We start from the raw sequence: 24,763 nt of genomic DNA, 5'->3' as shown, positions 1-24,763 counted from the left end.
CCCTGTATAAATATCAGCATTGATATTACCCATAGGTAACAGGATAATCAATACCCACAGGGCATTTACCGACAGGTAACAAAGATTAAAATGGCAGGCATGGACAAATACGAAAAACGTCGTTTACGACTCATCCAGTTGCGGGATGACTTTTGCAATGGCAACGCATCAGAACTCGCTCGTAAAATCGATCGAGAACCTTCTTATGTATCAAGAATGTTATGGCCGGAGGGTAAGTCAGGCAGAAAAAGAATTGCTGACGATATGATGGAAGTTATTGAAAAGTCTTTCAAACTTCCTAGAGGCTGGATGGATGGGATTGCATCAGAGAATTCTAATGTTGAACTAATGCAGCAACCAATTTTAAGGAAGAAATATCCCGTGATTAGTTGGGTTAGCGCAGGAGCATGGGCTGAGGCATTAGAACCATATAGCCTTGATGACGTTGAAGAATGGTGTGAATCAGATGCACATGTAGAGGGTGAAGGCTTTTGGCTCAGGATTAAAGGCGACTCGATGACGTCACCGTCAGGGTTGAGCATTCCCGAAGGTATGATGGTGCTTTTTGATACAGGAAAAGAGTGGTGCCATGGTGCGCTGGTGCTAGCAAAGCTGGTAGATGCCAATGAGGCCACCTTCAAAAAGCTCATAGTTGATGGTGGCGATCATTACCTGAAACCCCTCAATCCATCCTATCCGCTACTCCCGATAGATGGGAACTGTAAGATTATCGGTGTAGCAGTTGAAGCTCGCATGAAACTCTGATTTCCCCCCAAATTATTTAACCCGCCTCGGCGGGTTTTTTTATACCTGCAATCAAAGACATAAAATAAAAACCAAAATATTTGTACCCATAGGTATTGACGAGACTTATTACCCACGGGTATTCTCAACTCATCGGCAAACATGGAGCCATAGAGATGAGTATCTTTTGCATTCACACCAAACTTAAAGAGCAGCAAAGCTCGATTACTTATTTATTCATCGCAAGTGACCGCGAGAGTGACGTTAAAAACAAGCTCATCACTTCATATGATCAAAATGACAATATGGAGCACGCGCTTTATAAGCGAGATGGCCAGTACTTTATCTTGGTTGACTTTTTTAAGGAAATTTCCGAAGCATGCCCGGAAGCCGTGAATATTATTAAGAACTCCCGATTCAGAAATCAATTCTTTTAATTTAATTGCAAATATACACAGCGCCCGCGCTGGATCTAAGCACATCCAGATAATCATTGAGGTGAATTATGAGTCAGGTAATAGCTTTATCAGATAGCAAGATTTCCACTACCAAAGAAGTTGCCGGAATTAGCATTTCTAACTCTTCTGACACCTCAAAGGCGGCGCTGATGTATGCCGAACAGCTACAGCGGGAATACCTGGAGTTGCTGCATAGCCCGCTGGCCCGCGTGGATGCCAGCGTTGCGGGTCGATTCCACTCTCTGATTCATGAATTGGCATTCATGGTCGAACGAACAGAAAAAAACGTAGAGGCGGGCCGCTAATGTCTCCTTCAATTAATAAACAAAAGTTTCGTCAGGCTTTGCTAATGCGAGACAGTGGCCAGTGGCATCTGGCTGTTTTATTCCTCAAGGCTGCTTATGGGGTGGTGTGATGAAGTCTGAAATGATTATTTGCGAAGCGTCTGAATTGTCGGGCCAGCTAACATCGTTGCTTGAGCTTTTATATGAAAAAGGAACCGGAACTGGTCTTCCAGTTAATGACAACGTAATTGGGCTTACTTACAGCATGGCAACAAGAGTCAGAATTTTCTTAATGGAAGAAGAGAAGAAACAGGATGAAGAGGAATTAAAAAATGCCAAGCCTCGTTGAAATTAACCGCACCCGCCTGGTGAATATTTATCTTGCAAATAAAGTCGCCAAAACAGGCGTGATGATGACGACCGCCAAATTACCGGACGGCTCAATCACTACCGTGCAGCTGGATGCCGAAATACTGAATAAGGCGCTTATTAAATTATTCGAAACCGCAGTGCGTAAAGTAACTCCTGCCGCAGCTGCTGACCGGGAAATAGCCGAGACGTATGGCGACTGCGTGAAGATTAAATCCGGGAAGCTCTCGCACATTGGTGAAGGGTTTATGGAGGCACTGGTTTCCAACCTGGTCGAACAGGCATTCAGTCAGCGGGGTGTGAAATGACGCTGACAGCGCTCCGCGCTCCTGAATGGGTGATCGGTCAGGCAACGCGGAGGCTGGCGCAGTACCGAAAGCGTCGCATCTTCCCTTGCCGCATCCATGGCACCGGCTATCTGAGCCTGAAGGTTAACCCGCGCTGGCGTCTGCTTTCGCAGAACGGCGGCAAAGACTGGCAGTTAATGACGCATGAGCGGTACAACGCCGCAAAGGATGGAAAATGAAACTCAGTGTAATTCGTGAAGACGCTCTGGATGAATCGTTCCACGTCGTGCAGTCCCCGGTATTTGTCGTGACACGCCACGGACGTAACCGGCGATTCCTTAGCCGAAGTGCTGCGATCAATAACCTGGTGCATTTCATGGTGACCGGCACCTTCGATAAAGCAGGAATTCCGACGCATAGCGAAACGCGCCAGGCATGGAACGAGAGTCTAGGCGCAATGGTTCACAAGCGGGGTGAACTGACCGAGCAGTACTGGAATGCGCATCACCGCACCTATCGCCGTCTTCAGAAGCTGATGGCCCGCCGCCGTGAAATCGCAAAGTGGCAGAAAAGCTATGACGCCGCCACCAGCAATATCGCTCAACTGCTAAGCCAGAAACCTTATTGAGGAAAGCAACGATGAAAACGGTCACCATTTATAATACTCAGCTTCCGGTAGTAGTCCTTCGCGGTCAGCGTGTCGTTTCAACTGAAACGCTTGCAGAGGGCTACGGTACCGAAGCGACAAACATCCGCACCAATCTTTCTGCACACAAACACCGCTTCGTTGAAGGTGAGCACTACTTCATCATTTCAGGTGAGGAACTCTCAGATTTGCGAGTCAGTAATCCTGACGCACAAATTTCACCCAAAGTTAGGAGCATGGCGTTTTATACAGAGCGTGGGGCTTCCCGCATGTCAAAAATTGTCGACACGGATGAAGCGTGGGATTTTTTCGGCAAGCTGGAGAATGCCTATTTCCACCCTGCTCAGATGCAGCCGAAAACCCAGAATGAAATTATTGCTGCTATGGCGCTCGCCAATGTCGAGCAGGAACGCCGGATCAACCACGTGGAAAGTAAGGTGGATGAGGTTGCTGAGACCGTAGAGAAAATCAAGCGCGGTTCAATTCCTGCTGGCTGGGCCGGATTCTCTGTGCTGCGAGTTAAATGCGGGATGACTGACGCCAAATGCCGGACGCTGGTTAAAAGCTACGACATTCCAACCGACACGATCACCATCATGACACCGGAAGGCCAACCCCGCCCGATGAAGATCGTTCTGGAGGCAGATTTCATGGCGACTTTTCGCGGAATGATGAGCGAAGCGGAACAGCGAAACACCAAATGGTTTCATCCGAATATGGGGCTGTTTCAGGTCATCGGCTGGGAGGCTAAATAATGTTCATTCATACCGATCTGCTCCGTGCCGCGCTGTGCTGCGTGGCTGACCAGAAAGAAGAACGCCGCTACCTGCAGGGCGTGAACATCACCAGCACGCACATTCAGGCAACCAACGGTCACGCCTTTGTATCGATGGAGCACGGTTGCATTGCCGACGCTGAGGGCGTGTTCATTCTCCGCGGAGAAATCCCTGATTCAGCAGAGGGCACACTGTTCCAGCTGGTTAACAGTCAGTGGATCGCCTCGCACGTTGATGAGGAAGAAACACTGGTAGGTCATAACGAAGTGGAATTCATCGAGGTGGATTTCCCTGATGTGTCAAAGCTGCTGGATGGCGAGCCGGAGCCATGCGACGCGATCCCTACTTTCCAAGCTAAATATCTCGCCCTGCCGCACCTGATGTTTGGGCGGTTTGCCAGCTTCGTACCAGTGCAGATCCGGTCATGGGGAAAGGGAAAGCCGTGCCAGATTATCTTCGACAAAACCCTCAACTATATGTACGGCAATCCGCTGCTGATCATCATGCCGATGACTGATGACACCTTTGAGAAGCTGGAGCAGGTATTCGATGAAGAAAGTCGCTGAGTTGGTCATGTTCACCCTTTTCTTTTCCAGCCTCGCGGGGCTGGGATTAACAGCGGGGTTCTATACGTGGATCGGCGTGCTGGTCTGGCTACGGGAGGTCATTGGATGAAATTTGAATTTAAGGATCACGGTGCCGTGGCAACGCTGACCATCACCAGCAGCCTGTTTGAGCTGCGCAGACACACCCGGGCAGTTGATGCTGCTCTTCTTTCCGCTGATGTGGTTGCCAGAACGTCAGGCATCTTCATCCGTAAAACGGTAATCAGCGGACCGGTTAAACGTGGGCTGCGTGCATATCGCGCGGCCACCAGCGAGGCAGCGAAATGACTCAGCAAAATGTATTCGCACTGGCGCAGATTATCAAAGCGGCAGGTACCAACCCCAGCGAGATTACCGATGCTGTATGGGCTGCTGGTTACCGTCGTCCTGCCCGTACAGCAGAAGAAGCCGTAACACTGATGCTAGACATCATCGCCGGTTTTGATGGTAACGATTTGCCATGGGCAGTCTGGCCCAAAAGCTATGACGACATTCTCAAGTGTGAGCTGAATGAAATTATCGAAGAAGCTCTCCACGCATACAAAACGGCACACAGCATCGCCAGCAAGCTTCTGATTGACGGTTACGACAAGGTGGTGACCAATGACGCAGCATGAAATGGCAGATCTTAACGACGCGCTGGTTCAGGCCAGCGTAAGAATCGATGACGGGTGCGACCACTCTCAGCGCATCGTGTGGCAGATGAACCAGAAGCGCTATATGCGTAACGGGCTAAGCCCTGCCCGGCCGCCAGCTCCACAAGTATCGCCAGTGAAAATTGAGCCTAAGAAGAAGCCACGAAAGCGTGCTTACCGGGTGATTGAAAAAGCAATAGGAGCGGTGTAATGGAAAAAATTAACTCATTAGTTGAGCATGCTGAGGGCTCCCAATACTGGACACTGTCAGCTGAAGCTAATGCAGCACTGATAATGCTCGACCGCATTGATACCAATGATTCATCCGATGATGAACGCATTGAGGATATCAAAAGAATCATTCGACACCTGGCTTCAGCGTCTGCCTCAATGCTTCAGACACCTGGTGGCTGGAAGCTGGTCCCGATTGAGCCGACTAGGCAGATGATGTCCCTGGGTCACTTCGCTTTGGGTGGCACAGACAGGGGTAAGTTTCGCCGCATTTACCAGGCGATGATTGAAGCAGCGCCGGAGGTGGGAAAATGAATTACAGCAAAATGACCGATGGTGAAATCAGTGTGCTGGTCTGCAGGCTGGAAAATCCAAAGTACGAGGCTGTAGTTCACCCCCATAATCCAAAGGGTGCTCAGTACACGCGGAGCTTCGGCAGCATCAGCCACAAGTTTGGCTTCTTTCCGGTCAGCAAGGCTGTGGATGGCTTTCAGATTGCAGTGCGGAACCGGATCGCTATTGCGCCGGCATCAAAAACAACGTGGGAAGCAAGACATGAAAGCGGCGCTGCTGCCCGTCACAAAAACCCGCTAAGAGCAGCAATGATCGTGTATCTGATGATTAGAGATTTTGAGGAGGGCAACAATGCAAGCTGATGAAATCATGCTCACACCTGACGTTCTGAAGCGTTACAAGATTTCTCGCAGCACACTTTACTTCTGGAGTACGCCAGAGAGAATGCCAGCATGCTTCAGTCGCCCTTTCCCCAAGCCAACGATCGGGGGAAGCCCTAAGCGCTGGCGAGGAGCGGACCTGCTGAAATGGGAAGAGGAGGTTAATATTATGCCAGCCGGCACGCAATCACCTTCTCCAGGTGCCTGACCCAGACATCTAACCAGATGTGTTGATCATCAAGGTAGTCATGAAGGTTATAACGCGCCATGACTCCTCCCATCTGATGCCCGAGCAATTTCTCAATCACATGTGGCGGCGCGCCGAGTTCAGAAAGGCGCGTTGCTACAGTTCTCCGCAGGTCATGTAGCGACCATTCCTTCATCCCAGTCTTCATGATTATTTGCTGTGAGAAAAAAGCAATATTTGGCTGGGCCGGTGGCTTATCGTCTTCGGGTGATTTGTAACGGGAACGAGTAATTACATGCTTCGTTATGGACTGCTTTTGGTGTTGCTGGAGCATTAGTACTGCCGGCTCTGGAAGCGCCCTTCTTATAGTTTTACCGGTTTTATATTCACTTGATGGGACGGTCCATGTCCTTTCCTTAAAGTTGAACCAATCCCATTTCGCCACCCTGATCTCATTACTACGGCAACCAGTCATCATCAGGAACCGCATGATGATTTGCTGGCGAACCGGCATTTCATTCAGCGTGTTCCAGACAAGCCGGATTTCATCATCAGAAAGGACCCTGTCTTTCATTGCTGCAGCTATTGCTACATCCGATCGCCGCAGGTCAACCAGCGGGTTGACGTCTATCACGCCCCTGTTGTGACAGAAGCGAAATGCCCTTTGCATCAGGCTGAGAATCTGGCCGGTAACGACCCTCCTCCCCATGCCATCGAACAGGCTGAGCCAGTGGCTTTTCGTCGTGTGATTCACGATCATCTGACCTAATACCGGCTTAACATGGTTCTGGAAGTTCTGTCGGTTTTTATGGATCTTAATAAGGCCCTCTGGTTTGCAGTAATGCTCCTCCCAGTAATCAAAAGCCTCTTCTACAGTCATGGCCTCGACTTTTTTTAACCGGTCCAGAGCTACCTGCCGGCGAGGATCTAACCCCTCAGTAATCCACAGCCTAAATTGCTGCCGCCGGTCCCTTGCCTGCGACAGTGATATCGACGGATAATCCCCTATAGTTAGCTGGATGGGCTTGCCCTCCCAGCGATACCGGTAAAAAAATGTCACGCCCCCTGAGATGGTCAGTCTGACATTGAGACCGTGTGAGTCAGAAATGATCTCTATTTTGTCGCGGCGCTTTCCCAGCGCTTTTCTGAGTTTGGTATCTGTAAGCAATGTGTACATCCCCCTTGGCGTATACGCAAGAGTGTACACAAAGTGCATAAATTAAAGCTAATCAGATTAAACCATAGTAAAGCACCATAAAGCACAAACAAGAGATAACTACCTGATATGAATTGTTTTTTTAAATCGAAGTTGCACAAAGTAAACCACATTAAAGCGGATACATATGCCCTCCGATAATATCTACGCCGAGAAACGCCTGCCGAGCGCCTTTCGTCAGAGCTGGCACCATTTTTATGGCGATACCCCGGCGATGGTCGGTCTGTACGGCTTCGGCGCGTTGCTGCTGCTGTGCATTTTTGGCGGGCTGATGGCGCCTTACGGCATTGATCAGCAGTTCCTCGGCTATCAGCTGTTGCCGCCGTCGTGGTCTCGCTATGGCGATGTTTCTTTCTTCCTCGGCACCGACGATTTGGGCCGCGATGTGCTGAGCCGCCTGTTGAGCGGTGCTGGCCCGACGGTCGGTTCGGCGATCCTGGTGACGCTGTTTGCCACATTCTGGGCGCTGGTACTGGGTATTCTGGCCGGCATGACCCACGGCGTGCGATCGGCGGTGATGAACCACGTGCTGGATACGCTGCTCTCGATTCCGTCACTGCTGCTGGCAATCATCGTGGTGGCGTTTCTCGGGCCACGGCTGGAACACGCGCTGCTGGCGGTCTGGCTGGCACTGATGCCGCGACTGGTGCGCGAAATTTACAGCGCGGTGCATGATGAGCTGGAAAAAGAGTATGTAGTCGCGGCGCGGCTGGACGGTGCCAGCAGCCGCAATATCCTGCGCTACGCCATCCTGCCCAACGTTCTGCCATTATTAATCAGTGAGATTACCCGCGCTCTGTCAATGGCGATTCTGGACATTGCCGCGCTGGGCTTTCTCGACCTGGGCGCACAGCTGCCCTCGCCGGAATGGGGTGCAATGCTGGGTGATTCGCTTGAACTGATCTATGTCGCGCCGTGGACGGTAATGCTGCCTGGCGTGGCGCTGATGGTCAGCGTATTAATTGTTAACCTGCTCGGTGACGGCCTCCGTCGCGCCGTCGAAGCGGGAGTGGAATAGATGCCGTTACTTGATATTCGTAATCTCACCATTGAATTTATGACTGCCGACGGGCCGGTCAAAGCGGTCGATCGCGTTAATCTGACCCTGAGCGAAGGTGAAGTTCGCGGCCTGGTGGGTGAGTCAGGTTCAGGCAAAAGCCTGGTGGCAAAAGCGATTTGCGGCGTGACCAAAGATAACTGGCGCGTAACCGCCGACCGGATGGTTTTTGATGATGTCGATCTGCTGCGCCTGTCACCACGCGAGCGCCGCCGCATTATCGGCCATAACGTCTCGATGATTTTTCAGGAGCCGCAGTCCTGTCTCGATCCGTCAGAAAGTATTGGCCGTCAGCTGATGCAGGCGATCCCACGCTGGACCTATAAAGGCCCGTGGCTGAAGCGCTTCTGGTTCTGGCGCAAAACCCGTGCCATTGAACTGCTGCATCGCGTCGGCATCAAAGATCACAAAGATATCATGCGCAGCTTTCCTTATGAGCTGACTGAAGGTGAATGCCAGAAAGTGATGATCGCCATCGCGCTGGCGAATCAGCCGCGCCTGCTGATTGCCGATGAGCCGACCAACGCCATGGAACCTACCACTCAGGCGCAGATTTTCCGTCTGCTGAGTCGTCTCAACCAGAATAACAACACCACGATTCTGCTGATCAGTCACGACCTGCGTACCATGAGCCAATGGGCCAATCGGATTAACGTGATGTACTGCGGACAGACGGTAGAGACCGCCCAGAGTGACGATCTGATGAGCACGCCGCATCACCCTTATACTCAGGCGCTGATCCGCGCCATGCCCGATTTTGGCCGCGCTCTGCCGCATAAAAGCCGGCTGAACACGCTGTCGGGCGCGATCCCGTCGCTGGAGAGTTTGCCGATCGGCTGCCGGCTGGGACCACGCTGCCCCTATGCGCAGCGCAAATGCGTCGAAACGCCACGGCTGGCGGGCGGCAAGTCGCACCTGTATGCCTGCCATTTCCCGCTGAACATGGAGAGCCAGTAAGATGGAAACCCTGCTGGAAGTGCGCAACCTGAGTAAAACCTTCCGCTATCGCACCGGACTGTTTCGTCGTCAGCACGTTGAAGCGGTGAAATCGGTCAGCTTTACCCTGCGCGAACGGCAAACGCTGGCGATTATTGGCGAAAACGGCTCCGGCAAGTCAACGCTGGCAAAAATGCTCAGCGGCATGGTCGCGCCGACCGAAGGTGAGATCCTGATTGACGATCATCCGCTTAGCTTTGGCGATTACGGCTATCGCAGTCAGCGCATCCGGATGATTTTTCAGGACCCTTCGACCTCGCTTAATCCGCGTCAGCGGGTCAGTCAGATCCTCGATTTTCCGCTGCGGCTCAATACCGATCTGACGGCAGAGGCGCGCGAAAAACGCATTATCGCCACGCTGCGTCAGGTCGGGCTGTTACGCGATCACGCTGGCTATTATCCGCATATGCTGGCCCCCGGTCAGAAACAGCGCCTCGGTCTGGCGCGTGCGCTGATCCTGCAACCGAAAGTGATTGTGGCGGATGAGGCGCTGGCCTCGCTCGACATGACCATGCGCTCCCAGCTGGTTAATCTGATGCTCGAGCTGCAGGAGAAACACGGCATTGCCTACATTTATGTTACCCAGCATCTTGGCATGATGAAGCACATCAGCGATCAGGTGCTGGTGATGCATCAGGGTGAAGTGGTGGAGCGTGGCGGCACCGCCGATGTGCTGGCCTCCCCGCTACATGATCTGACCCGACGGCTGATCAGCAGCCACTTTGGTGAGGCGTTAACCGCCGAAGCCTGGCGGCGTGAGCACTGATTATTGCTGCATATCCCGGAAATTGCGGGCTGATTTACCTGATCTCTGACAGACGTGCTAGAATCCGCACGTCGATTAACGTCGGTCGCCTACTTTTTAAACAATGCGGCCGCCAACTACAATGACCATAAGGATTACAGCTATGGGTTTTCTTTCCGGTAAGCGCATTCTGATTACTGGCGTTGCCAGTAAACTTTCCATCGCCTACGGTATTGCACAGGCGATGCACAAACAGGGCGCAGAACTGGCTTTCACCTACCAGAACGACAAATTAAAAGGTCGTGTGGAAGAGTTTGCTAAAGATTTGGGTTCAGAGATCGTTCTGCCATGTGACGTGGCCGAAGATGAGAGCATCAAATCCCTGTTCACTGAACTGGCAAAAACCTGGCCGAAATTTGACGGTTTCGTTCACTCCATCGGTTTCGCCCCTGGCGACCAGCTGGATGGTGATTACGTGAATGCCGTAACCCGCGAAGGCTTCAAAATCGCGCATGACATCAGTGCCTACAGCTTCGTTGCGATGGCCAAAGAGTGCCGTGCGATGCTGAATCCACACTCTGCGCTGCTGACCCTCTCTTACCTGGGTGCTGAGCGCGCGATCCCGAACTATAACGTGATGGGTCTGGCGAAAGCATCGCTGGAAGCTAACGTGCGTTATATGGCCAATGCGATGGGTCCGGAAGGCGTCCGTGTGAACGCCGTTTCTGCCGGTCCAATCCGTACGCTGGCGGCATCAGGCATTAAAGACTTCCGTAAGATGCTGGCACACTGCGAAGCGGTTACCCCGATTCGTCGTACCGTGACCATTGAAGATGTCGGCAACTCAGCCGCCTTCCTTTGCTCCGATCTGGCGGGCGGCATCACCGGTGAAATCGTTCACGTTGATGGCGGCTTCAGCATCGCCGCAATGAATGAACTGGAACTGAAATAAGTTCTCAAGGGCGAGTCTGACTCGCCCTCTTCTTTGCTGCCTCTCGCCCCTTCCTGCCTGATTTTCCTGTCGTTATACCGTAACGCTATTAATTATCACCGATCATTCTTTTGCCCAGGCCTGGCCTTCGGCGACGATACGTCTGCCCTTCGGTTTATGCATTTTTTCAGATTCTGCCGCCTGCATGCCGAACCAGAATTTTGCAAAAGGATTGATCATGGAACAACGCCGCTATCCGGGCCATAACCACTGGTTTTACGAGAGCCAGACCAGTCCACGTACTTCGCAGGCCGCTCCGCTGGTCCCTGAAGCCGCCGATATCGATGACCGTTTTCTGCTGGGATGTGTCAGCGATCAGCTGACGCTGCCGTCACTGTTACGTGCTAATCAGCCCGCCTTGCTGGCGGCGCGCGATCTGGCGCAGCTGCTGTTCCCTGACCGCGTCGTGACGTCGCTGACCCACACGCTGACCCTTTACGATCGCCTGAGTACCGCCCTGACCGTCGCGCAAGTGGCAGGCGTTCAGCGCCTGTGTAATCACTATTCGGCGCGCCTCAATCCCCTGCCGGGGCCAGATTCGTCTCGGGAAAGCAATAACCGTCTGACTCAGATTACCCAGTATGCCCGTCAGCTGGCGATGCAGCCTGAGCTGATTACCGCCAGTGCGATTACCGCGCTTGATGCGGTGGGGCTGACCGAGCCGGACATCGTGACGCTCAATCAGCTGATCGGCTTTGTCAGCTATCAGGCGCGGGTAGTCGCCGGACTGCAGGCGCTGCAGGCCCAGCCGGTACGCTGGCTGCCCGGCACCACGCCGCCGCCGGATGCGGATGCGGCGGGCTTTGGCAAATCAACCGTCTGGCGTCCGGCGCTGAAACCGCTGGAGTTGCGCTACGCCAGTGCCGAACAGCTGGCAGCGGTGACCCGCAATCAGGCGCTGGCCGGCATGCAGGATGCGGTGTGGTTGCTGGCGCATGATGCCCCGGTATTGTATGGCTGGGTAATACTGCGTCAGCAGCTGTCTGCTGGTCAGCCGCTGGCCGAAGCGACCGCTGCGCGTATCCTCGGCAGTCGCTGGGCTTTCCAGCAACTGTCAGGCGTCGACGCGTTAATAGCGGGCGTGGATGAGGCGCAAGCGCCTGAGATTCAGCGGCAAATTATCGCCCTGGCTGCCCAGCTGACTCGTGCGCCGGAGCGGTTCAGCGCCGCGCATCTGCAACCGCTGGCGGAGGCTGGCTGGTCAGCCGATGCCCTGTTTGATCTGATTCAGTCGGTGGCGATCGGTAACTGGAACAGCCGTCTCTGTTATGCGTTGGGCGAGGCGCAGTAAGCGACTTAAACCGGTAACTGGCCGCGCGCTTCGTCGAAAAAGTGCTGCGCCAGAGGGGTTGCGCGTCCCGGTTCGGCAATCACCAGCGCCGCTTCGCGCGCCATCGGCGGCAGCGTAATCGGCCGCTGCTGTAATCCCTGCAGGGAAGCAGGCAGCAAATGGCCGACCGGTGAGACCAGCAATCCCAGCCCAACCTGCGCGCACTGCATCAGCTGCATCACCGAGGCACTTTCGACAATCACCCGCGGTACCAGCGACGCTTCGCGAAACGCCATGTCGAGATAGCGGCGAAAGTAACGCGTCTGTTCGGCCAGACAGAGCGGCTGCTGCGCCAGTTCACTGAGCGTGAGCGGCTCACCAGAGATCAGATCGGGAAAATGATCGGGATGGAAGATCGCCTCAACCCCACGATCGGCCAGCATTGCCGTCTGAAAATGGAGTTCGCGCAGCGTAGCCATCTCAAAAAAGCCAATGCCTACATCCACGGTGTGGCTGTTAAGCGCTTCCAGCAGCTGGTCGGCGCTCAGCACCGCGATCCGGTAATCAAGCTGCGGATAACGCGCCTGCACCGCCTTTAGCAACAGCGGCAACGCCACGCTGCACTGTGGCACCACCCCGACTCGCAGGGTGCCATTGACCCCATGTTTCAGCGACTCCACTTCCAGCTTTAGTCCCTGGTAAACCGAGACGATTTCCCGCGCCCAGGCCAGTACCCGATCGCCTTCCGGCGTAAAACCGGCAAAGTTATTGCTGCGATTAATCAGCGACAGGCCCAGTTCACGCTCCAGATTTTTCAGGCGCATCGAAAGGGTCGGCTGGGTGACAAAACTGGCTTCGGCGGCCCGGCCAAAATGGCGTTCGCGTTCGAGATTACACAGGTAAATTAATTGTTTGATGTCGATGTTAATGACCCGTCAGCAGGTTGAAGTTGAATCAACGATGTTTTTTATGATTGCGGGCTTAAGCCCGTTTATGACGGTTAATTTTAGCGCCATCCGGCGTTTTATTGTTAACCGCAATGTGCATTCAGCATGGCATTTCTCATCAGCACTGGCGAGGAATCCGCCGGTTACACCGCGCCTTTCCGGGCCGCTGCCGGCCTGAATATCGCCTTCAGCGCCAGAGCCATTAATCCGAACCCGACCGGCAGTAAGAAACCATAGCCCAGCCACTTATACAGCCATATGCCTGCCACGCCGCCCGCGAGGAATGAGAGCAGCGTCAAGCCATGCAGCCGCAGACGATCCAGATACAGCGGCGCCTCTTTCGGTGAGACTTTGCGCCGTAACACCTCATACAGCATCGCCAGTTCGATACCGATATCGGTCGCCGTTCCGGAAACGTGCGTGGTGCGCACCCGGGCATTTGAGATCCGCGTTACCACTGCATTTTGCAAACCCATCAAAAAACTCAGGCTCATGATCAGCACTACGCCCGGCGAGAGTGGCGTGAAAAAGCATTCGGCCACGCCGAGAAAAACCAGCGCTAAGCCTTCGGCCAGAATGACAAACGCGTAGATAGTGCGAATATTGCGGCGGCGGCCTGAATTAATTACCAGCGTTGAGACCAGCGAACCGGTAATAAACAGGCAAACGACCGACAGAAAAAACAGCCCCGCGCTGAGGTTGGCTTTTGCCAGATGATCGGACAGTGATGAGACGTTGCCGGTCATGTTGGCGGAGAAAAAGCCGACAATCTCAAACGCGGCGGTATTCAGCGCGCCTGCGGCCGCGGCCAGGGTGCAGGCCAGTCGGCTATCGGCGCTGTGGCTGCGTGCATCCTCGGTGGTAATCAGCATGGAACCTACAAATCCGGGTCAATATTGCGGTTATAATCCGCTGATTTTTCATCGCAAACAAGTTACCGATTCAGACAAAACAGATTTGCCCTGCGCCGCGTCAGCTAACCGCCAGAATCTGTCGTTCGCTTGCCGCCGTCCGATTACCGCCGCCATACAACCGCTGCTAAAGTACCACCGCGATAGTATCGCCGCGCCAGTGCCGTCCTGCATCCGGCACGGCTCTGCCGGTTAGCTGGCTGACAGACGGAAGGTGGAAACCGACTGTGTCAGATAGCGCACCTGCTCTTCAAGCGAGGCCGAGGCGGCGGCAGACTCCTGCACCAGCGCGGCGTTCTGCTGCGTCACGCTGTCCATCTCAGTCACCGCCTGTTCGATCTGTCCGATGCCGCGACTCTGTTCGTCTGATGCGGTGGAGATGTGCTCCATCAGCTGATTAACCCGGCTGACCGAGGAGATGATAGCGTTCATGGCATAACCGGTGCGGCTGACCTGATCGGAACCGGCATGAATAATCGCCACCGATTCAGCGATCAGCGTTTCTATTTCTTTCGCCGCCACGGCGCTGCGCTGGGCCAGATTACGCACCTCACCGGCCACCACCGCAAAACCGCGCCCCTGTTCACCGGCTCTGGCCGCTTCAACCGCCGCATTCAGCGCCAGAATGTTGGTCTGGAAAGCGATGCTGTCGATCACGGTAGTGATCTCTTCAATCTTCTTCGAGCTGGCATTAATCAGCTCCATCGATACCACCACTTCCTGCGACACTTTCTCACCGCTTTCGGCATTTTTGACCGCTTCACTGGTCAGGCGGCAGGCTTCAAACACGTTTTCGGTGTTCTGTTTTACCGTGGCACCCAGCTGCTCCATGCTGGCGGCAGTCTCAGTCAGCGCCGCTGCCTGTTGTTCGGTGCGCGAGGCCAGATCGATATTACCGGCGGCGATCTCCTGTGACGCGCCAGAGACCGAGCGGGTAGAGTCACGGACCTGCAGGATAATCGCGGTCAGGGCGCTACGCATCTGCTCCAGCGAGGCCATCAGCTGCTGGATCTCGCTGCGGGAACTGGCTTTCACCGGCACCGTGCTATCAAGAACACCGGCCGCTATCAGCTTACAGTGCGCCTGCGCATCGTTGAGCGGCGACAGCACATAGCGCTTCATGAACAGATAAATCGCCATGATGATGGCAAAGAACAGGACGCCAAAAATCGCCAGCAGGGTGATCCCGGAGGTGAAATGGCTTTGCGCATCGGTATTGAGCTTCTTCGCATAGGCTTCGTGCTGGGCCAGTACCCGATCAAGGATGATTTCATACTGGCGGTCCAGCCGCACCACGTTGGCGATCTGGTTTTTAAACCGCAGCTGATCGTGCGCTTCGGCGGCGTCAATCAATGGCTGAAGTCCCTGCTGGCGGTAAGCCAGATACGCCTGGCGATAGGCATCGGCCTCTGCGTCTTCACCCGGCAGACGCGGCGCATTCATGTAGGCTTCAAAGGCAGCATCGGCTTTGCCGGCAACGACCCGTACGCTCTCTAAGGTGGCCGGATTATTCGCCTCGCTGCCCTCAATCGCTTTCATGTATTCCATCAGACGCACGCGCAGCGTCCGGCTGTGGTTAATCGGATCGATGACCGACAGCACCACGCGGATCTCTTTATTGACCGCATTTAACGACTGATTGCTCTGAATCAGTAGCCAGGTACTGATGGCTACGCTGGTGAGAAACAGCGCCAGCAGAAAAGAAAAGATCAGCAGGGAGGATTTTTTGAGTGACATAGCAACTTCCGGATAATGAACGAATGAAGAGATATATCGGCCAGAAATTGCCCCCCATTAGGGCGCGGCTTTTTTTAGTTACAATAAGCCAGACGGTAATCGGGTAATTACAAACATAAACAGCGCGTTACAGCCCGATCAGATCGGGCTATAAGCGGTTGATCGGCGTGGGTTCGCTACGCCACGCCGAGCGCCATCTTCACCTGATTGGCGATTTTCTCCACCTGCGGGCCATAAATCACCTGCACGTCGTTGTCGCTGACGCGGTTTACGCCGTTGGCACCGGTGCTCATCAGGGTTTGATCGACCACCTCTTTCATATCTTTTACCCGCACCCGCAGCCGGGTAAAGCAGCAATCGACATCCTCGATATTGGCCTGTCCGCCCAGCCCGCTGATGATCACCTGGGTGCGTTCGTCACCCGACACCTGCTGCGGTTTCTCATCATCCGTTTCCCGTCCCGGCGTTTCAACGTTCATCCGGGTGATCACCAGGCGGAAGGCGTAATAGTAGACAGGCGCATAAATCACTCCCAGCGCCAGCGTCCACCACCAGTGGGTTTTCGCACCGCCCAGCACGCCGAATACCACCAGATCGATGATGCCGCCCTGCACGTTGCCGATCATCAGATGCAGCATCGACATCAGCATAAACGACAGCCCGGTAAGAAACGCGTGCAGCAGATAAAGCACCGGCGAAACGAAGATAAAACAGAACTCCAGCGGTTCGGTGATCCCGGTAGTAAACGAGGTTAACGCCCCGGCCAGCACCAGCGCCTTCACCCGCTGCTTATGCTCAGGCCGCGCAGTGTGATAGATCGCCAGCGCGGCCGCCGGCAGACCAAACATCATCACCGGAATTTTGCCCTGCGCCAGAAACTGGGTGGCGGTGCGCAGCGTATCGTCCGGGATCAGCCCCGGATGGGTCAGTGAACTGTTGAAGATATTCAGCGCGCCAACGATGGTCTGTCCGTCAACAATCGCCATACCGCCAATCGGCGTAAAGCGCACGGTTTCATTGAGGATATGGTGCAGGCCGGTGGGGATCAGGATGCGTTCAAACGCCCCGAGCAGAAAAGCGCCGTACTGGCCGCTTTTGCCGATCATCTGGCCAATCCACGCAATGCCGTTGCCGATGGTCGGCCAGATCATTGCCAGCAGCACTCCAATCAGCGGCAGACAGACCACGGTGACGATTGGCACAAAGCGTCGCCCGCCGAAGAAACTGATCGCGGTCGGCAGCTGCTGGGTATAGAAGCGATTATGCAGCGCTACCGTCGCCAGCCCGGCAATCACCCCGCCCAGCACGCTCATGTTGTAGGTGAAGACGCCCAGCATCTCGATATATTCCGCTGAGGTCATCATGGCAGTGGTCTGGTCCAGGCCGGCCTGCTGTAACGCCTGCGGCGTGGTGGTGGCCGCCGTGATGCCTTTGGCCGCCAGCGTGGCGTTAATGCCGACGTTCATGGCGATATAGCCGATAACGGCGGCAAAGGCGGCGGTCGGCTTTTCCGCTTTAGCCAGTCCGATGGCGCTGGCAACCGCAAAGAACACCGGCAGGTTCGCGAACAACGCCCCCGCCACCTTACGAATAAAGCCGATAATTAACTGTGGCACCTGCATCTGTGCAAAGGCATCGCCGGTGACTGCCGGGTTTTGCATTGCTGCCGCCAGCCCGAGAAAGATCCCCGCCGCGGCGATCACCGAGATTGGCATCATTAACGCTTTGCCGAACGCATGAATCTGGCTGGTCAGCTGTTTCATCGAGTCGCGCCCTCTTCTGTTATGAACAGCAAGTATTAGCGCGTTGTGATAAGAACTCCCGTTATCGGCAGGTTACAAGCGGGTAAAATTTGACCAGTATCACAATTCTGGCCGATGCATGATAAACAGCAGCTATCGCACCATTAAGTCAATCAATTAGACAAGGTTTGATGATAATTGCACACTCCCCTTCACCATCAGGCCATAACCTGATAACAAACTATCTACAATACTTCCTACTATAAAAAAGCCTGCACTCAATATGAAATTTAAACGCCAAATCAAACCCTATCGCGCGGCTGCGGGCGGCTGGGGTTCACTGGAAGCCACCACGCGTTTCGTTCTTGACAGCAAAGCGGCCCTGAAAAATATGCGCAACCTGATGCGCATGAATAAAGCTCGCGGTTTTGACTGTCCGGGCTGCGCCTGGGGTGATGACAATAAAAGCACCTTCAGCTTCTGCGAAAACGGCGCCAAAGCGGTGACCTGGGAAGCGACCCGCCGGGTGGTCGACAGTGAATTCTTTGCCCGTCACAGCGTCACCACGCTCTATACCCAGAGCGACTATTTTCTTGAATATCAGGGTCGTCTGACCCATCCGCTGCGCTACAACGCCGAAACCGACCACTATGAGCCGATTAGCTGGGATGATGCGTTTGCGCTGATCGCCCGTCACATTAAGGCGATGGACAACCCGGACCAGATGGAGCTCTACACTTCCGGTCGCGCCAGTAATGAAGCGTCGTGGCTCTATCAGCTGTTTGGCCGCCTGATGGGCACCAACAACTTCCCTGACTGCTCTAATATGTGCCATGAAGCGAGCGGGACCGGCCTGAAGCGCAGTATCGGCGTGGGCAAAGGCACCATTCGTCTGGATGATTTTGACCATGCGGATGCCATTTTCGTCTTCGGTCAGAACCCCGGCACTAACCATCCGCGCATGCTGCACAGCCTGCGTCATGCCGCCGATCACGGCGCGAAAATTGTCACCTTTAATACCCTGCGTGAGCGCGGTCTGGAACGTTTTGCCGACCCGCAAAAACCGCTGGAAGTGGTGACCTCAATGGCAGGTACCATCAGCTCTTCTTACTACCAGCCTAACCTCGGTGGCGATATGGCCGCGGTGCGCGGCATGGTGAAATGCCTGCTGGAGACCCATCGCGCCCGGCTGGCCGCCGGTGAAAGCGGCCTGTTCGATCAGACCTTTATCAATGCCAAAACCAACGGCATCGAAGCCTATATTGAGGCGGTTGATCACACCGACTGGATGCAGATTGTGGCGCAGTCGGGGCTGACCCAGGCACAAATCCGCGAAGCGGCGGCGATTTATCAGAGTGCCGACCGGGTGATTTGCACCTGGGCGATGGGCATTACCCAGCATAAGCATTCGGTTGATACGGTGCGTGAAATCACTAACCTGCAGCTGCTGTTCGGCCAGCTGGGCAAAAAAGGCGCAGGCCTGTGTCCGGTTCGTGGTCACAGTAACGTGCAGGGCAACCGCACCATGGGGATTGATGAGAAGCCGTCTCAGGCGTTTCTTGATGCGCTGGGTAACCACTTCAACTTTGAACCGCCACGCGCGCATGGCCATAACACCGTTGAAGCGCTGAATGCGATGCTGCGTGATGAAGTAAAAGTGCTGATCGCGCTGGGAGGCAACCTGGCCGCCGCTGCGCCGGACTCGCCGCGTACTGAAGAAGCGCTGTCACGCTGTGGACTGACGGTTCACATCAGCACCAAACTGAACCGTAGCCATCTGGTGCCGGGTCACGAAGGGCTGATCCTGCCGACGCTGGGCCGTACCGAGCGCGACCGTCAGGCCACCGGCAACCAGTTCATCACGGTGGAAGATTCATTCAGTATGGTGCACGCCTCTGAAGGGATTGGTATTCCGCTGGCAGAGACTCAGCGTTCTGAAACTGCGATTGTGGCCGGTATCGCCCATGCGGTGCTGGGTGATGAGAAAGTGAAATGGCTGGAGCTGGCAGGCGATTACAACCTGATCCGCGAACACATCGCGGCCACCATTCCAGGCTTTGCTGACTTTAACGCTAAATGCGATATCCCGGGCGGCTTCTACCTCGGTAATGCGGCAGCGGAACTGCGCTTCAATACCGCCAGTGGCAAAGCCGAGTTCAGCGCCGCGGCTCTGCCGGCCTCGCTGTTCCCGAATCTGGATCAGGAAGTGCCATTCACCCTGCAGACCCTGCGTTCACACGATCAGTACAACACCACCATTTACGGCCTTGATGACCGTTATCGTGGCGTGTTTGGTCAGCGTGAAGTGGTGTTTATCAACCCGGACGACATGGCGGATTTAGGCTTCACGGAAGGCCAGAATGTCGATATTGAAACCCTGTGGAATGATGGCATCACCCGCCGCGTCAGCGGATTCAAACTGGTGCCGTACAATATTCCGCGCGGTAATCTGGCGGCTTACTATCCGGAAACTAACCCGCTGGTGCCGCTGAACAGCTTTGGCGATGGCAGCGGTACGCCGACCTCGAAATCGGTGCCGGTTAAACTTGAACTGTCGTCGGCGCTGGCCGACCAACGCATCGCCTGATCGCGGTCAGGTCTCCACCCCTAAAAAGCCGGCCTGTCCGGCTTTTTGCCTTGCCGCGCGGCGTCGATTCGCGTAAAACTGTCAGCCGCAATCAGGCCACGAAACGTAAAAATTATGTTCCAGGATAACCCGCTGCTCGCGCAGCTGAAAGAGAAGCTCCACTCGCAAACGCCTCGCGCTGAAGGCGTTGTTAAAGGCACCGAAAAAGGCTTCGGCTTCCTGGAAGTCGATGCACAAAAAAGCTACTTCATCCCGCCGCCGCAGATGAAAAAAGTGATGCACGGTGACCGTATCGTCGCCGTGATCAACAGCGATAAAGATCGTGAAAGCGCTGAGCCAGAAACGCTGGTTGAGCCGTTCCTGAGCCGCTTTGTTGGCCGGGTACAGAAAAAAGACGATCGCCTCTCCATCGTGCCGGATCATCCACTGCTGAAGGACGCCATTCAGTGCCGTCCGGTGCGTGGACTGACGCATGAGTTTGAAAATGGCGACTGGGCAGTGGCGGAGATGCGCCGCCACCCGCTGAAAGGCGATCGCGGTTTTTATGCCGAACTGACCGATTTCATTGTCAAAGCTGACGATCACCTCGCGCCATGGTGGGTGACGCTGTCGCGTCATAACCTTGAGCGTGAAGCGCCTGATGTCAGCTTTGGCGAAATGCTGGATGAAAACCTGACGCGTGAAGATCTGACCGCGCTGGATTTCGTCACCATCGACAGCGCCAGCACCGAAGATATGGATGATGCGCTCTACGTTGAAGCGCTGGAAGATGGCGCGCTGCGCCTGACCGTGGCTATCGCCGATCCCACCGCCTACGTGGCGGAAGGCAGCCAGCTGGATAAACTGGCGGCGCAGCGTGCCTTCACCAACTATCTGCCGGGCTTTAATATTCCGATGCTGCCGCGTCAGCTTTCTGATGACGTCTGCTCGCTGCGTCCGCATGCGCGCCGTCCGGCGCTGGCCTGCCGCGTCACGGTCGCTGCGGATGGCAGCCTGACTGATGATCCGCAGTTCTTTGCTGCCTGGATCGAGTCCAAAGCTAAACTGGCCTACGACGACGTTTCTGACTGGCTGGAAAACAGCGGTGAATGGCAGCCGGAAAGCGAGGCGATTGCTGAGCAAATCCGCCTGCTGCACCGTCTCTGTCTGGCACGCAGTGAATGGCGTCAGACCCATGCACTGGTGTTCAAAGATCGTCCTGACTACCGCTTCCTGCTGGGTGAGAAAGGCGAAGTGCTGGAGATCGTGGCTGAACCTCGCCGTATCGCCAACCGTATCGTTGAAGAGTCGATGATTCTGGCTAACGTCTGCGCGGCTAAAGTGCTGCGTGACACGCTCGGGTTTGGTATCTATAACGTTCATGCCGGTTTCGATAGCACTAACGCCGAACAGGCAGCCGCCGTGCTGGCGAACCACGGTATCAGCGTGGATGCGCAGGCGATTACCACGCTGGAAGGTTTCCGCGTGCTGCGCCGCGAGCTGGATGCCCAGCCGACGCAGTTCCTCGACAGCCGCATCCGTCGCTTCCAGACCTTTGCTGAGATCAGCACCGAACCGGGCCCGCATTTTGGCCTCGGCCTTGAAGCCTACGCCACCTGGACCTCACCGATCCGTAAGTTTGGCGATATGATCAACCATCGTCTGCTGAAGGCGATCATTCGCGGCGAGCAGATCGCCCGTCCGGATGAGGCGCTGACCGTCACCATGAGTGAACGTCGTCGCCTTAACCGCATGGCCGAGCGCGATGTTGGTGACTGGCTCTATGCCCGCTATCTGGCACCGTTCGCGGCTACCGACCGTCGTTTCAGCGCCGAGATCATCGACGTGTCGCGCGGCGGCATGCGGGTACGCCTGCTGGAGTTCGGTGCGGTCGCGTTTATCCCGGCCCCGTTCATCCACGCGGTACGTGATGAACTGGTCTGCAGCCAGGAAAATGGCACCGTGCAGATCAAAGGCGAAGTGGTTTACCGCGTCACTGACGTTATCGATGTGACCATCGCGGAAGTCCGGATGGAAACCCGCAGCGTAGTAGCTCGCCCCGCCGTTTAAGTCTGAAATCTGACGGGATAACGCTGGTTATCCCGTCACTTCCCACCGCCTCTGCTTTGCAAAAATGTTAAATTTGTACCCCGCTTCACACTTCTTCCTCGATTAACTTTCACTTACATTCCATTACATTAAGTTTGACTCGTTGTTTTCGATCGCATCTCTCTCGATCCTCACAAGGAGTTAGTCATGAAAAACGTCAAAACCGGCGCGATCTGGTTAGTGGTGGCGTTAATCGGCGCGGGCGCTTTCGCTATGCTGGCACTCAGCCGCGGCGAACACGTCAACGCAGTCTGGCTGGTGATTGCGGCGGTTGCCTGCTACAGCATCGCCTATCGCTTTTACAGCCTGTTTATTGCCCGCAATATTTTTGAACTGGATGACCGCCGTCTGACGCCCGCCGAGCGGCTGAATGACGGTCTCGATTATGTGCCGACCAACAAGTGGGTGCTGTTTGGTCACCACTTCGCGGCCATTGCCGGTGCCGGTCCGCTGGTCGGGCCGATCCTGGCGGCACAAATGGGGTTCCTGCCCGGCACCATCTGGATTCTGGTCGGGGTGATGCTGGCGGGTGCGGTACAGGACTTCCTGATCCTGTTTATTTCTACCCGCCGCGATGGCCGCTCGCTGGGTGAAATGGCCCGTCAGGAACTGGGTGCCTTTGCCGGTGTGGTCACCATGCTTGGCGCGCTCGGCGTGATGATCATCATTCTTTCGGCGCTGGCGCTGGTGGTGGTCAAGGCGTTAGCCAACAGCCCCTGGGGCCTGTTTACCATCGCCGCCACCATTCCTATCGCGCTGTTTATGGGCGTTTATATGCGCTTTATCCGCCCCGGAAAAATCGCTGAAGTGTCGCTGATCGGTTTTGTGCTGATGATGGCGGCGATCATCTATGGCGGTGACGTGGCGCAGCATCCTTACTGGGGACCGTTTTTCACCCTGAAAGGCACTTCGCTCACCTGGGTACTGGTGATTTACGGCTTCATTGCCTCGGTCCTGCCGGTCTGGCTGCTGCTGGCCCCGCGTGATTACCTGTCTACCTTCCTTAAAATTGGCGTCATTGTCGGACTGGCGATTGGCATCGTGTTTGCCATGCCAGAGATGAAAATGCCGGCGGTGACCAAATTTATCGACGGCAGCGGCCCGGTCTTCTCCGGCGCAATGTTCCCGTTCCTGTTTATCACGATTGCCTGTGGTGCCATCTCCGGCTTTCATGCGCTGGTGTCGAGCGGCACCACGCCGAAACTGGTGGAGCGTGAAAGCCATATCCGCTTCATTGGTTACGGAGCGATGCTGATGGAGTCATTCGTGGCGATCATGGCGCTGATTTGCGCCTCGGTGCTGGACCCCGGCGTCTATTTCGCCATGAACTCACCGGCTGCGCTGATTGGCACCACCGTTGAGAGCGCCTCGCAGGTGATCAACGGCTGGGGCTTTGTGGTGACGCCAGAGACGCTGAGCGGCATTGCCCGCGACGTGGGGGAAGGCTCTATCCTCTCACGTGCCGGTGGTGCACCAACCTTTGCCGTCGGGATGGCACACATCATTACCGACATTTTCAACAGCCGGGCGATGATGGCGTTCTGGTACCACTTCGCCATCCTGTTTGAAGCGCTGTTTATCCTGACTGCCGTCGATGCCGGTACCCGCGCCTGCCGTTTTATGGTGCAGGATCTGGTCGGCACCGTGGTGCCTTCACTGGCGAATAACCGCTCCTGGCTCGGTAACATGGCCGGTACCACGGTCGCGGTGGCGGGCTGGGGCTTCTTTGTCTATCAGGGCGTGGTCGATCCGCTGGGCGGCATTAACACCCTGTGGCCGCTGTTTGGTATCGGAAACCAGATGCTGGCCTCAATGGCGCTGATCCTCGGTACCGTGGTGTTGTTCAAAATGAAAAAACAACGCTACGCCTGGGTCACCATCCTGCCAACCCTCTGGCTGTTCATTACCTCAATGACCGCCGGCTGGCAGAAAATCTTCCATGAAAAACCGTCAATCGGCTTTCTGGCGCAGGCCAGTAAGTTCCGAAAAGGGCTGGATGAAGGCGTATTGATTGCCCCGGCGAAAACCGTGGCCGATATGCAGACCATCGTCTTCAGCAATCAGATCAATGCGGCGCTGTGCGGCTTCTTTATGCTGGTGGCGGTGACGATGCTGATTGCCGCCTTCTTTGTTATCCGCAAGGCATTGCGCAGTAACCTGCCGACCACGCATGAATCGACGGTTGCGCTGCGTAATAAGGAGGTGCGTCATGTCTGATGCGATTCATCCGGTGCGTCGTCCGCAGGGCGAGTGGCAGATCCATCGCTGCCAGTTTGTTACGGCCCGCGATGCGGCGCCCTTTCGCTGGCGGAGCCTGTGGCGAGGGCTGCAACAGTGCTTTCGCTTAATGGTCGGGGTGCAGGATTATCAAACATACCTGCAGCATATGCGACTGCATCACCCTGAACAGACGCCGATGAATGAGCGTGATTTCCACCGCTACTGTCTGGATGCCCGCTTCCCCAGCCAGGCCGGTAAGCTCGGAAAATGTCCCTGCTGATGAACGTAATAAGCCCCACGGAAGTGGGGCTTTTTTGTGCCATTCATATCTTGATAGCAAAATATATTTGGTTTGTACCT

At 55.1% G+C, this 24,763-nt stretch carries 29 protein-coding genes; 24 read left to right on the top strand and 5 right to left on the bottom strand.

The window, feature by feature from the left end:
- The first annotated feature begins 99 nt into the window (after window positions 1-99).
- From FHW04_RS16645 to FHW04_RS16575, 15 genes are all read left to right on the top strand, one after another.
- Window positions 100-765, top strand: a complete 666-nt coding sequence (locus FHW04_RS16645; protein ID WP_089561506.1) for a LexA family protein — start codon at window positions 100-102, stop codon at window positions 763-765.
- Between the two features lie 155 nt (window positions 766-920).
- Window positions 921-1,181: a hypothetical protein gene (locus FHW04_RS16640; protein ID WP_089561471.1), complete on the top strand. Its 261-nt coding sequence runs from the start codon at window positions 921-923 to the stop codon at window positions 1,179-1,181.
- 68 nt (window positions 1,182-1,249) lie between these two features.
- On the top strand, window positions 1,250-1,507 hold the full coding sequence (locus FHW04_RS16635; RefSeq protein ID WP_179420096.1) for a hypothetical protein: 258 nt from the start codon (window positions 1,250-1,252) through the stop codon (window positions 1,505-1,507).
- Window positions 1,508-1,616: 109 nt separating this feature from the next.
- Complete coding sequence (locus FHW04_RS16630) at window positions 1,617-1,835, top strand: hypothetical protein (protein ID WP_089561469.1); 219 nt, start codon at window positions 1,617-1,619, stop codon at window positions 1,833-1,835.
- Entirely contained in the window at window positions 1,819-2,163 is a 345-nt protein-coding gene (locus FHW04_RS16625) for a hypothetical protein (RefSeq protein WP_089561468.1), read from the top strand. The genes FHW04_RS16630 and FHW04_RS16625 overlap by 17 nt, the downstream gene beginning before the upstream one ends.
- Window positions 2,160-2,381, top strand: coding sequence for a hypothetical protein (locus tag FHW04_RS16620; protein ID WP_089561467.1), 222 nt, complete (start codon window positions 2,160-2,162; stop codon window positions 2,379-2,381). Before FHW04_RS16625 ends, FHW04_RS16620 begins: the two co-directional genes overlap by 4 nt.
- Window positions 2,378-2,770, top strand: coding sequence for a hypothetical protein (locus tag FHW04_RS16615; protein ID WP_089561466.1), 393 nt, complete (start codon window positions 2,378-2,380; stop codon window positions 2,768-2,770). Before FHW04_RS16620 ends, FHW04_RS16615 begins: the two co-directional genes overlap by 4 nt.
- Before the next feature lie 11 nt (window positions 2,771-2,781).
- Window positions 2,782-3,543 carry an ORF6N domain-containing protein gene (locus FHW04_RS16610; RefSeq protein WP_179420095.1) on the top strand — a complete coding sequence of 254 codons (762 nt, stop codon included), beginning with the start codon at window positions 2,782-2,784 and terminating at the stop codon, window positions 3,541-3,543.
- A complete protein-coding gene (locus FHW04_RS16605) occupies window positions 3,543-4,130 on the top strand; it encodes a hypothetical protein (protein ID WP_089561463.1) in 588 nt (195 codons plus the stop codon). The genes FHW04_RS16610 and FHW04_RS16605 overlap by 1 nt, the downstream gene beginning before the upstream one ends.
- Window positions 4,114-4,239: a sodium:solute symporter gene (locus tag FHW04_RS16600; protein WP_089561462.1), complete on the top strand. Its 126-nt coding sequence runs from the start codon at window positions 4,114-4,116 to the stop codon at window positions 4,237-4,239. Before FHW04_RS16605 ends, FHW04_RS16600 begins: the two co-directional genes overlap by 17 nt.
- The gene (locus tag FHW04_RS16595; RefSeq protein ID WP_089561461.1) at window positions 4,236-4,457 is read left to right on the top strand and encodes a hypothetical protein; all 222 of its coding nucleotides are present in this window, start codon (window positions 4,236-4,238) and stop codon (window positions 4,455-4,457) included. Before FHW04_RS16600 ends, FHW04_RS16595 begins: the two co-directional genes overlap by 4 nt.
- A complete protein-coding gene (locus FHW04_RS16590) occupies window positions 4,454-4,786 on the top strand; it encodes a hypothetical protein (protein ID WP_089561460.1) in 333 nt (110 codons plus the stop codon). The genes FHW04_RS16595 and FHW04_RS16590 overlap by 4 nt, the downstream gene beginning before the upstream one ends.
- Entirely contained in the window at window positions 4,773-5,015 is a 243-nt protein-coding gene (locus FHW04_RS16585) for a hypothetical protein (RefSeq protein WP_089561459.1), read from the top strand. Before FHW04_RS16590 ends, FHW04_RS16585 begins: the two co-directional genes overlap by 14 nt.
- Window positions 5,015-5,350 carry a hypothetical protein gene (locus FHW04_RS16580; protein ID WP_089561458.1) on the top strand — a complete coding sequence of 112 codons (336 nt, stop codon included), beginning with the start codon at window positions 5,015-5,017 and terminating at the stop codon, window positions 5,348-5,350. Before FHW04_RS16585 ends, FHW04_RS16580 begins: the two co-directional genes overlap by 1 nt.
- Window positions 5,347-5,691 carry a phage protein NinX family protein gene (locus FHW04_RS16575; RefSeq protein ID WP_089561457.1) on the top strand — a complete coding sequence of 115 codons (345 nt, stop codon included), beginning with the start codon at window positions 5,347-5,349 and terminating at the stop codon, window positions 5,689-5,691. The genes FHW04_RS16580 and FHW04_RS16575 overlap by 4 nt, the downstream gene beginning before the upstream one ends.
- 185 nt (window positions 5,692-5,876) lie before the next feature.
- Here FHW04_RS16575 and FHW04_RS16570 read toward each other — a convergent pair whose 3' ends face one another.
- Entirely contained in the window at window positions 5,877-7,064 is a 1,188-nt protein-coding gene (locus FHW04_RS16570) for a tyrosine-type recombinase/integrase (protein ID WP_089561505.1), read from the bottom strand.
- 175 nt (window positions 7,065-7,239) lie between these two features.
- On the opposite strand from FHW04_RS16570, the gene sapC reads away from it, so the two are divergent.
- From sapC to FHW04_RS16545, 5 genes are all read left to right on the top strand, one after another.
- Window positions 7,240-8,130 (top strand): putrescine export ABC transporter permease SapC, encoded by an 891-nt coding sequence (gene sapC, locus FHW04_RS16565; RefSeq protein WP_031377773.1) that lies wholly within the window; start codon window positions 7,240-7,242, stop codon window positions 8,128-8,130.
- A complete protein-coding gene (gene sapD / locus FHW04_RS16560; RefSeq protein WP_031377774.1) occupies window positions 8,131-9,126 on the top strand; it encodes a putrescine export ABC transporter ATP-binding protein SapD in 996 nt (331 codons plus the stop codon). It begins immediately after the preceding gene.
- 1 nt (window position 9,127) lies between these two features.
- On the top strand, window positions 9,128-9,931 hold the full coding sequence (gene sapF, locus FHW04_RS16555; RefSeq protein ID WP_031377775.1) for a putrescine export ABC transporter ATP-binding protein SapF: 804 nt from the start codon (window positions 9,128-9,130) through the stop codon (window positions 9,929-9,931).
- Window positions 9,932-10,073: 142 nt separating this feature from the next.
- Window positions 10,074-10,862, top strand: a complete 789-nt coding sequence (gene fabI, locus FHW04_RS16550) for an enoyl-ACP reductase FabI (RefSeq protein ID WP_031377776.1) — start codon at window positions 10,074-10,076, stop codon at window positions 10,860-10,862.
- A gap of 217 nt (window positions 10,863-11,079) precedes the next feature.
- Window positions 11,080-12,192, top strand: coding sequence for a CMD domain-containing protein (locus FHW04_RS16545; protein ID WP_089561455.1), 1,113 nt, complete (start codon window positions 11,080-11,082; stop codon window positions 12,190-12,192).
- Between the two features lie 5 nt (window positions 12,193-12,197).
- Here the strand turns inward: FHW04_RS16545 and FHW04_RS16540 are convergent, their stop codons facing one another.
- The 4 genes from FHW04_RS16540 to FHW04_RS16525 all read right to left on the bottom strand — a co-directional run bounded on the left by FHW04_RS16540 (window position 12,198) and on the right by FHW04_RS16525 (window position 17,529).
- Complete coding sequence (locus FHW04_RS16540) at window positions 12,198-13,094, bottom strand: LysR family transcriptional regulator (RefSeq protein ID WP_046288294.1); 897 nt, start codon at window positions 13,092-13,094, stop codon at window positions 12,198-12,200.
- A gap of 167 nt (window positions 13,095-13,261) precedes the next feature.
- A complete protein-coding gene (locus FHW04_RS16535) occupies window positions 13,262-13,990 on the bottom strand; it encodes a YoaK family protein (RefSeq protein WP_069728519.1) in 729 nt (242 codons plus the stop codon).
- A gap of 231 nt (window positions 13,991-14,221) precedes the next feature.
- Window positions 14,222-15,766 (bottom strand): methyl-accepting chemotaxis protein, encoded by a 1,545-nt coding sequence (locus tag FHW04_RS16530; RefSeq protein ID WP_089561454.1) that lies wholly within the window; start codon window positions 15,764-15,766, stop codon window positions 14,222-14,224.
- Window positions 15,767-15,942: 176 nt separating this feature from the next.
- Window positions 15,943-17,529, bottom strand: coding sequence for a PTS transporter subunit EIIC (locus FHW04_RS16525; RefSeq protein ID WP_046288290.1), 1,587 nt, complete (start codon window positions 17,527-17,529; stop codon window positions 15,943-15,945).
- 262 nt (window positions 17,530-17,791) lie between these two features.
- Between FHW04_RS16525 and FHW04_RS16520 the strand changes: the two genes are divergently transcribed.
- The 4 genes from FHW04_RS16520 (at window position 17,792) to FHW04_RS16505 (ending at window position 24,683) form a co-directional block, all read left to right on the top strand.
- Complete coding sequence (locus FHW04_RS16520) at window positions 17,792-20,095, top strand: FdhF/YdeP family oxidoreductase (RefSeq protein WP_089561453.1); 2,304 nt, start codon at window positions 17,792-17,794, stop codon at window positions 20,093-20,095.
- Window positions 20,096-20,209: 114 nt separating this feature from the next.
- Entirely contained in the window at window positions 20,210-22,144 is a 1,935-nt protein-coding gene (locus tag FHW04_RS16515; protein WP_089561452.1) for an exoribonuclease II, read from the top strand.
- 186 nt (window positions 22,145-22,330) lie between these two features.
- A complete protein-coding gene (locus FHW04_RS16510) occupies window positions 22,331-24,400 on the top strand; it encodes a carbon starvation CstA family protein (RefSeq protein ID WP_089561451.1) in 2,070 nt (689 codons plus the stop codon).
- Complete coding sequence (locus FHW04_RS16505) at window positions 24,393-24,683, top strand: YbdD/YjiX family protein (protein WP_089561450.1); 291 nt, start codon at window positions 24,393-24,395, stop codon at window positions 24,681-24,683. Before FHW04_RS16510 ends, FHW04_RS16505 begins: the two co-directional genes overlap by 8 nt.
- The last annotated feature ends 80 nt before the right edge of the window (window positions 24,684-24,763 follow it).

The sequence above is a fragment of the Pantoea sp. AN62 genome (assembly GCF_050432985.1).
GTDB classification, from domain to species: Bacteria; Pseudomonadota; Gammaproteobacteria; order Enterobacterales; family Enterobacteriaceae; genus Pantoea; species Pantoea brenneri.
This window is presented reverse-complemented; position numbering and strand designations above follow the sequence as displayed.

Excerpts from the sequence above, each read along its gene's own strand:
- sapF (WP_031377775.1), top strand. The coding sequence starts at position 9,128 with ATGGAAACCCTGCTGGAAGTGCGCAACCTGAGTAAAACCTTCCGCTAT.
- FHW04_RS16640 (WP_089561471.1), top strand. The coding sequence starts at position 921 with ATGAGTATCTTTTGCATTCACACCAAACTTAAAGAGCAGCAAAGCTCG.
- FHW04_RS16630 (WP_089561469.1), top strand. The coding sequence starts at position 1,617 with ATGAAGTCTGAAATGATTATTTGCGAAGCGTCTGAATTGTCGGGCCAG.
- FHW04_RS16525 (WP_046288290.1), bottom strand. The coding sequence starts at position 17,529 with ATGAAACAGCTGACCAGCCAGATTCATGCGTTCGGCAAAGCGTTAATG.
- FHW04_RS16645 (WP_089561506.1), top strand. The coding sequence starts at position 100 with ATGGACAAATACGAAAAACGTCGTTTACGACTCATCCAGTTGCGGGAT.
- FHW04_RS16590 (WP_089561460.1), top strand. The coding sequence starts at position 4,454 with ATGACTCAGCAAAATGTATTCGCACTGGCGCAGATTATCAAAGCGGCA.
- FHW04_RS16580 (WP_089561458.1), top strand. The coding sequence starts at position 5,015 with ATGGAAAAAATTAACTCATTAGTTGAGCATGCTGAGGGCTCCCAATAC.
- FHW04_RS16585 (WP_089561459.1), top strand. The coding sequence starts at position 4,773 with ATGACGCAGCATGAAATGGCAGATCTTAACGACGCGCTGGTTCAGGCC.
- FHW04_RS16545 (WP_089561455.1), top strand. The coding sequence starts at position 11,080 with ATGGAACAACGCCGCTATCCGGGCCATAACCACTGGTTTTACGAGAGC.
- FHW04_RS16625 (WP_089561468.1), top strand. The coding sequence starts at position 1,819 with ATGCCAAGCCTCGTTGAAATTAACCGCACCCGCCTGGTGAATATTTAT.
- FHW04_RS16510 (WP_089561451.1), top strand. The coding sequence starts at position 22,331 with ATGAAAAACGTCAAAACCGGCGCGATCTGGTTAGTGGTGGCGTTAATC.
- FHW04_RS16575 (WP_089561457.1), top strand. The coding sequence starts at position 5,347 with ATGAATTACAGCAAAATGACCGATGGTGAAATCAGTGTGCTGGTCTGC.
- FHW04_RS16505 (WP_089561450.1), top strand. The coding sequence starts at position 24,393 with ATGTCTGATGCGATTCATCCGGTGCGTCGTCCGCAGGGCGAGTGGCAG.
- FHW04_RS16610 (WP_179420095.1), top strand. The coding sequence starts at position 2,782 with ATGAAAACGGTCACCATTTATAATACTCAGCTTCCGGTAGTAGTCCTT.
- FHW04_RS16535 (WP_069728519.1), bottom strand. The coding sequence starts at position 13,990 with ATGCTGATTACCACCGAGGATGCACGCAGCCACAGCGCCGATAGCCGA.
- fabI (WP_031377776.1), top strand. The coding sequence starts at position 10,074 with ATGGGTTTTCTTTCCGGTAAGCGCATTCTGATTACTGGCGTTGCCAGT.
- FHW04_RS16620 (WP_089561467.1), top strand. The coding sequence starts at position 2,160 with ATGACGCTGACAGCGCTCCGCGCTCCTGAATGGGTGATCGGTCAGGCA.
- sapD (WP_031377774.1), top strand. The coding sequence starts at position 8,131 with ATGCCGTTACTTGATATTCGTAATCTCACCATTGAATTTATGACTGCC.
- FHW04_RS16605 (WP_089561463.1), top strand. The coding sequence starts at position 3,543 with ATGTTCATTCATACCGATCTGCTCCGTGCCGCGCTGTGCTGCGTGGCT.
- FHW04_RS16515 (WP_089561452.1), top strand. The coding sequence starts at position 20,210 with ATGTTCCAGGATAACCCGCTGCTCGCGCAGCTGAAAGAGAAGCTCCAC.
- sapC (WP_031377773.1), top strand. The coding sequence starts at position 7,240 with ATGCCCTCCGATAATATCTACGCCGAGAAACGCCTGCCGAGCGCCTTT.
- FHW04_RS16595 (WP_089561461.1), top strand. The coding sequence starts at position 4,236 with ATGAAATTTGAATTTAAGGATCACGGTGCCGTGGCAACGCTGACCATC.
- FHW04_RS16530 (WP_089561454.1), bottom strand. The coding sequence starts at position 15,766 with ATGTCACTCAAAAAATCCTCCCTGCTGATCTTTTCTTTTCTGCTGGCG.
- FHW04_RS16635 (WP_179420096.1), top strand. The coding sequence starts at position 1,250 with ATGAGTCAGGTAATAGCTTTATCAGATAGCAAGATTTCCACTACCAAA.
- FHW04_RS16600 (WP_089561462.1), top strand. The coding sequence starts at position 4,114 with ATGAAGAAAGTCGCTGAGTTGGTCATGTTCACCCTTTTCTTTTCCAGC.
- FHW04_RS16615 (WP_089561466.1), top strand. The coding sequence starts at position 2,378 with ATGAAACTCAGTGTAATTCGTGAAGACGCTCTGGATGAATCGTTCCAC.
- FHW04_RS16520 (WP_089561453.1), top strand. The coding sequence starts at position 17,792 with ATGAAATTTAAACGCCAAATCAAACCCTATCGCGCGGCTGCGGGCGGC.